The organism is Streptomyces sp. NPDC001027, from assembly GCF_040299045.1.
Taxonomy (GTDB): domain Bacteria; phylum Actinomycetota; class Actinomycetes; order Streptomycetales; family Streptomycetaceae; genus Streptomyces.
In genome coordinates this window covers 1-5536 of record NZ_JBEPBI010000369.1, presented here as the reverse complement: position 1 = coordinate 5536, position 5536 = coordinate 1, and the positions used below count along the sequence as shown (strand labels likewise).

Annotated in this window: 7 protein-coding genes; 4 read left to right on the top strand and 3 right to left on the bottom strand. The window is 71.9% G+C overall.

Features of this window, described 5'->3' with window-relative positions; all coding sequences use genetic code 11:
• A partial coding sequence (locus ABT300_RS40745; protein ID WP_351687256.1) for a TetR/AcrR family transcriptional regulator occupies positions 1-424 on the bottom strand: 424 nt, incomplete at its 3' end.
• Positions 425-581: 157 nt separating this feature from the next.
• Between ABT300_RS40745 and ABT300_RS40740 the strand changes: the two genes are divergently transcribed.
• The 3 genes from ABT300_RS40740 to ABT300_RS40730 all read left to right on the top strand — a co-directional run bounded on the left by ABT300_RS40740 (position 582) and on the right by ABT300_RS40730 (position 2778).
• Positions 582-1733, top strand: a complete 1152-nt coding sequence (locus ABT300_RS40740) for an acyl-CoA dehydrogenase family protein (RefSeq protein ID WP_351687258.1) — start codon at positions 582-584, stop codon at positions 1731-1733.
• Positions 1734-1792: 59 nt separating this feature from the next.
• Positions 1793-2080 carry a YiaA/YiaB family inner membrane protein gene (locus tag ABT300_RS40735; RefSeq protein ID WP_351687254.1) on the top strand — a complete coding sequence of 96 codons (288 nt, stop codon included), beginning with the start codon at positions 1793-1795 and terminating at the stop codon, positions 2078-2080.
• 71 nt (positions 2081-2151) lie between these two features.
• Positions 2152-2778 (top strand): TetR/AcrR family transcriptional regulator, encoded by a 627-nt coding sequence (locus tag ABT300_RS40730; protein ID WP_351687251.1) that lies wholly within the window; start codon positions 2152-2154, stop codon positions 2776-2778.
• Positions 2779-2807: 29 nt separating this feature from the next.
• On the opposite strand, the gene ABT300_RS40725 is transcribed toward ABT300_RS40730, so the two are convergent.
• Positions 2808-3269, bottom strand: coding sequence for a MaoC family dehydratase (locus ABT300_RS40725; protein WP_351687249.1), 462 nt, complete (start codon positions 3267-3269; stop codon positions 2808-2810).
• Positions 3270-3400: 131 nt separating this feature from the next.
• Between ABT300_RS40725 and soxR the strand changes: the two genes are divergently transcribed.
• Positions 3401-3889 (top strand): redox-sensitive transcriptional activator SoxR, encoded by a 489-nt coding sequence (soxR, locus tag ABT300_RS40720; RefSeq protein WP_351687246.1) that lies wholly within the window; start codon positions 3401-3403, stop codon positions 3887-3889.
• Between the two features lie 101 nt (positions 3890-3990).
• Here the strand turns inward: soxR and ABT300_RS40715 are convergent, their stop codons facing one another.
• Positions 3991-5058, bottom strand: a complete 1068-nt coding sequence (locus ABT300_RS40715; protein WP_351687243.1) for an RNA ligase (ATP) — start codon at positions 5056-5058, stop codon at positions 3991-3993.
• Positions 5059-5536: the final 478 nt, after the last annotated feature.

Below are 5536 nucleotides of genomic sequence, written 5' to 3'. Positions count from 1 at the left end.
GCAGTCGCTGATGGACATCCCGGAGACCTCGGCGATGGACTTCCCCATCACCGTGACCGCGAGGACGAGCGGCTTCAGCCGGGTGCCCTGGCAGGCCGGGTCCCTGGGCGAGCACCGGGACGATGTTCGGATGGTCGCGCAGGGCGGCCCGGTAGGAGACGGCCCAGTCGTGCAGCGCGGTCCGCCACTCCCGGCCGGCGTCCTCGAACATCGACAGGTCGACCTGGGCGCTCACCGAGTCGGCGACGGCTTCGAGGATCTCGTCCTTGGTGCGGAAGTGGTTGTACAGCGAGGGCCCGCTCACCCCCAGTTCGGCGGCGAGCCGACGCGTGGAGACGGCCGCGAGGCCCTCCGCGTCCACGAGCGCCCGTGCGGTCTCGACGATCCGGTCGGTGCTGAGGAGGGGCTTGCGCGGTCGGGCCATGGCGCACATAGTAGGGCTGCGCACTTGAAACTAGCAGTGCTAATTTAAAGTCCGACTTCCCGTGCCGGCGTGCCGGGCCGGTCTCCCCGCCGACCTCCCGGTCCGGCGCTCCGGCCGATCCGCCGGTCCGGCTTCCCTTCAGTGAGGTGTTCTCGTGGTGAACCTGGGGCTCAGCGAGGAGCAGACGGCCGTCCGGCAGCTCGCCAGGGAGTTCGTGGACCGCGAGATCGCCCCGCACGTCGTCGCCTGGGACCGGGCCGAGGAGGTCGACCGGTCCGTCGTGAAGAAGCTCGGCGAGGTCGGCTTCCTCGGGCTGACCGTCGACGAGGAGTACGGCGGCTCCGGCGGCGACCACCTCGCCTACTGCCTGGTCACGGAGGAGCTGGGACGCGGTGACTCGTCCGTGCGCGGCATCGTGTCCGTCTCCCTCGGCCTGGTGGCCAAGTCCGTCGCGGCCTGGGGGAGCGAGGAGCAGAAGCGCCGCTGGCTGCCCGGGCTGACGTCGGGCGCGTACGTGGGCTGCTTCGGCCTCACCGAACCCGGCACCGGCTCGGACGCGGGCAACCTCGCCACCCGCGCGGTCCGCGACGGCGACTCGTACGTGATCAACGGCGCCAAGACGTTCATCACCAACGGCACCTGGGCGGACGTCGTCCTGCTCTTCGCCCGCTCCACCGACGCGCCGGGCCACAAGGGCGTCTCCGCGTTCCTCGTGCCCACGGACACCGCGGGCCTCGGCCGCCGCGCCATCCACGGCAAGCTCGGCCTGCGCGGCCAGGCGACCGCCGAGCTGGTCCTGCAGGACGTCCGGGTGCCCGCCTCCGCCATGCTCGCGCCCGAGGGCAAGGGCTTCTCCGTCGCGATGTCGGCGCTGGCCAAGGGCCGGATGTCGGTGGCGGCGGGCTGTGTGGGCATCGCGCAGGCCGCCCTGGACGCGGCGGTGCGGTACGCCGGCGAGCGCGAGCAGTTCGGCAAGAGCATCGCCCACCACCAGCTAGTCCAGGAGCTGATCAGCGACATCGCGGTCGACGTGGACGCGGCCCGGCTGCTGACCTGGCGGGTCGCCGACCTGATCGACCGGGGCCTGCCCTTCGCCACCGAGTCCTCCAAGGCCAAGCTCTTCGCCTCGGAGGCCGCCGTGCGCGCCGCCAACAACGCCCTGCAGGTCTTCGGCGGCTACGGGTACATCGACGAGTACCCGGCCGGCAAACTGCTGCGCGACGCCCGCGTGATGACGCTCTACGAGGGCACGAGCCAGATACAGAAACTGCTCATCGGACGGGCCCTGACGGGGGTCTCGGCGTTCTGAGTACGACCTGAGTACGCGGACGGATGCGGCGCGGACCGCAGCCGCCGAAGCTTGTCCCCATGAGTGACACACCGGTCAAGCAGCAGAGCACCGCGGCGTTCTACGGACAGGCCGTCGCCTCCTTCGGCATCGCCGTCGCGGCCACCGGAATCGGCATCTACAACCTCCACACCGACGGTTGGGTGCGCGGTTTCCTGGCGATCGCCGTCCTGTACCTGGTGACCTCCGCCTTCACGCTGGCGAAGGTGATCCGCGACCGGCAGGAGGCCGGACAGATCGTGAGCCGGGTGGACCAAGCCCGCCTGGAGAAGCTGCTCGCCGACCACGACCCCTTCGAGAAGCTCTGAGCGGGCACGCTAAGCGAGCGCTCACCTTCGGCGGTATGGTGGGGACCCCGTACCGAGAGAGGCGACGAGCGATGACTACGGCGGAGGAGACGTCCGGCGGCGAGATCGAGCCGTGGGACGAGGTCACCCCTGACGCGGCCCGGCGACTCCTCGTCGCCGCCGTGGAGGCCTTCGCCGAGCGCGGCTACCACGCGACGACGACGCGGGACATCGCGGGGCGCGCGGGCATGAGCCCGGCCGCCCTCTACATCCACTACAAGACCAAGGAAGAGCTGCTGCACCGCATCAGCCGGATCGGTCACGAGCGTGCGCTGGACATCCTGCGCACGGCGGCCGCCGACGAGGGCAGCGCCACCGAGCGTCTCGCCGAGGCCGTCAGCTCCTTCGTCCGCTGGCACGCCGGACGGCGCACCACCGCGCGGGTCGTGCAGTACGAGCTGGACGCACTCGGTCCGGACGCCCGCGCGGAGATCCTCGGCCTGCGCCGCAAGGTCGACGCCGAGGTCCGCGGGATCATCGAGGACGGTGTGGCGAGCGGTGAGTTCGCCGTGGCGGACGTGCACGGCACCACGCTCGCCGTGCTGTCCCTCTGCATCGACGTGGCCCGCTGGTTCAACGTCGGCGGGCCGCGCACCCCCGACGAGGTCGGCGAGCTGTACGCCGACCTCGTGCTGCGGATGGTGGGCGCGGCGAAGTAGCCGCGTGGGCGTCCGGCGGACGCCGGGCCTCAGAGGTAGTAGCGGGACACCGACTCCGCCACGCACACCGGCTTGTCGCCGCCGTCGCGCTCCACCGTGAACGCGACGCTGACCTGCACGCCGCCGGTGACGTCCTCGACGCCGGTGATCGTCGCGGTGGCGCGCACGCGCGAGCCGACGGGCACGGGGGAGGGGAAACGCACCTTGTTCGTCCCGTAGTTGACGCCCATCTTCACGTTCTCGACGGTGATCAGCTGCGGTCCGAAGAGCGGCAGCAGGGAGAGGGTGAGGTAGCCGTGCGCGATGGTCGTGCCGAACGGGCCCGCGGCGGCCTTCTCCGGGTCCACGTGGATCCACTGGTGGTCGCCGGTGGCCTCCGCGAAGAGGTCGATCCGCTTCTGGTCCACCTCCAGCCAGTCGGTGTACCCGAGCTGCTCGCCCACCGCCGCCCTCAGCTCGTCGGCGGACGTGAAGATCCTCGGCTCTGCCATGTCTGCGGCCCTCTCGTGTCACTGGATGCCCATGCCACCCTGCCATAGGTCTAAGCAACTGCTTAGCATGGTCGGGTGGCGGGCCGATGTCAACGGACCCCGGGCCGAGAGGGGTGGGTAGGCTTTCCGGGGTGCCCCAGATACCCGAGAAGATCCACGAGCTCACGGTCGGCCAGCTCGCCGCCCGCAGCGGCGCCGCCGTCTCCGCCCTCCACTTCTACGAGTCCAAGGGCCTGATCAGCAGTCGGCGGACCTCGGGCAACCAGCGCCGCTACCACCGCGACACGCTGCGCCGCGTCGCCTTCGTCCGCGCCGCGCAGCGGGTCGGCATCCCTCTGGCCACGATCCGTGAGGCCCTTGCCGGACTCCCGGAGGAGCGCACCCCGACCCGTGAGGACTGGGCCGGACTGTCGCAGGCGTGGCGTGCCGAGCTGGACGAGCGGATCAGGCAGCTCAATCGGCTCCGCGATCACCTCACCGACTGCATCGGCTGCGGCTGCCTGTCCCTCGCGACCTGTGTCCTGTCCAACCCCGACGACGTCCTGGGCGACCGGATGGCAGGCTCACGCCTGCTGGCCGAGCGACGCGGGGGAAGCGCCGGGAGCGCGGGCCACCGCTGACCCGACGCCGCCCCCGGGGCCCGGGGCCGATCCGCCACGACAGACCGCCGCAGCTCGCGACACCCGACCCCCGGCCGCCCCACGCCGGCTCCCGGCCCCGCCTACTCGTACTCCGTGCCGCCCTTTCGGGTCAGGTAGGCGCCGCTCACCGCCTTGGCGATGGCTCTGCCCCCGGTCACCGGGCTGTACCGCTCGACGGCCGGACGGATCACCACGCCCTCACGCAGATGCAGCCCGCTTCCGGAGACCGTCTCGCGTCCGGAGGCGATCTCCAGCACCTGCGCGCTGTCGTAAGGGCCCTCGAACAGGCGCGGCGCCAGCGGCAGTTCGCCGCCCAGCAGCTGCCCGGCGTCCAGCCAGCGGACGGTGCCGTCGATGTCCGCGCTGACGTCGAACACGGCGTATCCGAGGCTCTCGCGCCGGCCGTCCGCGCCGTACGTCAGATCCTGTACGCCCGCGCCGTACACCTCGCCGAAGACGCCGACCCGGCGGGCGCCCAGCCGCTCGGCGAGCCGGGCGGCCGCCTCGGCCACGCCATGCCCGCGTACGGCGCGCCAGTACAGGTTGCGCGGGTCCTCCTTGAGGGCGAGGGACTTCGCGCCGAAGCCCTTCGAGGAGACGTGCACGCGCTCCTCGCCGGCGACATACGTCAGCAGGCACGCCGATCCGTGCAGCTTCTCGGTCAGCACCACCGGCTCGCCCGGTTCGAAGATGCCGGGGTAGCGCTGGATGTTCTCGATGTCGACCCACGGCAGCAGATCGGGGGCCGCTTCGACGTCCCCGCTCATGGTCGGCGGGATCGGCGGCGCCCACTTGACGATGCCCAGTCGCTCCGCGAAGTCGACGCCGTCCGCCGCGGCCCGCGTCAGGTCGACGTCGGCCAGCGCCTTCGGCCGGCACACGATGCCCTGTGACAGCTCGCCCCGCAGCCGCACCGCCTTCACCCGGTCCGACCTGCTGCCCGCCAGCCGCCCGGTCAGCCCCAGCTCCTCGACCAGCTCCAGAGGGAGCACGGACTGCTCGGGGATGTAGAGAGCGGCGTCCCCGGTGCGGTACGCCCCTTTGGCGACGACGGCCCGGTACAGGCCGACCTGGGCCAGTTCGAGGGCGTCGGCGTCGGGGTGTTCGTGGACGGTCAGCACTTCGGCGGTGACGCGCAGCGTCGACATGGCGGGCTCCTTCAAGTCCTCTGGCGGGTGGCTCGGTCGGGTCTCATCCCGCCGACTCTCTCCGCCGGAAAACAGTGGAGCGACCGTATTTTCGGCTGCTACCTTCCGTTGCCGCGCGCCGGTTCGGCGCGTGTCCGCCGTCGTCCGTGACGTGTCCGCCCGTCCGGCATGTGCGGCGACGGCGTGTCCGTTACGTCCGCAACGGGCCGGGGTTCCCCCGGGCCGGATCGGGGCGCGGCCGGGTCAGGGGAGACAGGGGTGCGGCATCCCCGGCGCACCCCTGCCGTCCGCGGACCGGCCGGGGGACGGGCCGCCGGTCTCGCGCGGAGCTCGGGCCGACGTCAGGCCGACAGCAGCAGCCGCCCGCGCCGGGCGTGCGCCAGCGCCTCGGGTGTGAGCACAGGGCGCGGGACGAGGATTCCGCAGTCCGCGCAGACCGGCCCCGCCGACGGTTCGTGGTCCAGTTCGTACTTCCAGG

Coding starts and splice junctions, on each gene's coding strand:
- ABT300_RS40735 (WP_351687254.1), top strand. CDS start 1,793: ATGAGTGACACACCGGTCAAGCAGCAGAGCACCGCGGCGTTCTACGGA.
- ABT300_RS40730 (WP_351687251.1), top strand. CDS start 2,152: ATGACTACGGCGGAGGAGACGTCCGGCGGCGAGATCGAGCCGTGGGAC.
- ABT300_RS40725 (WP_351687249.1), bottom strand. CDS start 3,269: ATGGCAGAGCCGAGGATCTTCACGTCCGCCGACGAGCTGAGGGCGGCG.
- ABT300_RS40715 (WP_351687243.1), bottom strand. CDS start 5,058: ATGTCGACGCTGCGCGTCACCGCCGAAGTGCTGACCGTCCACGAACAC.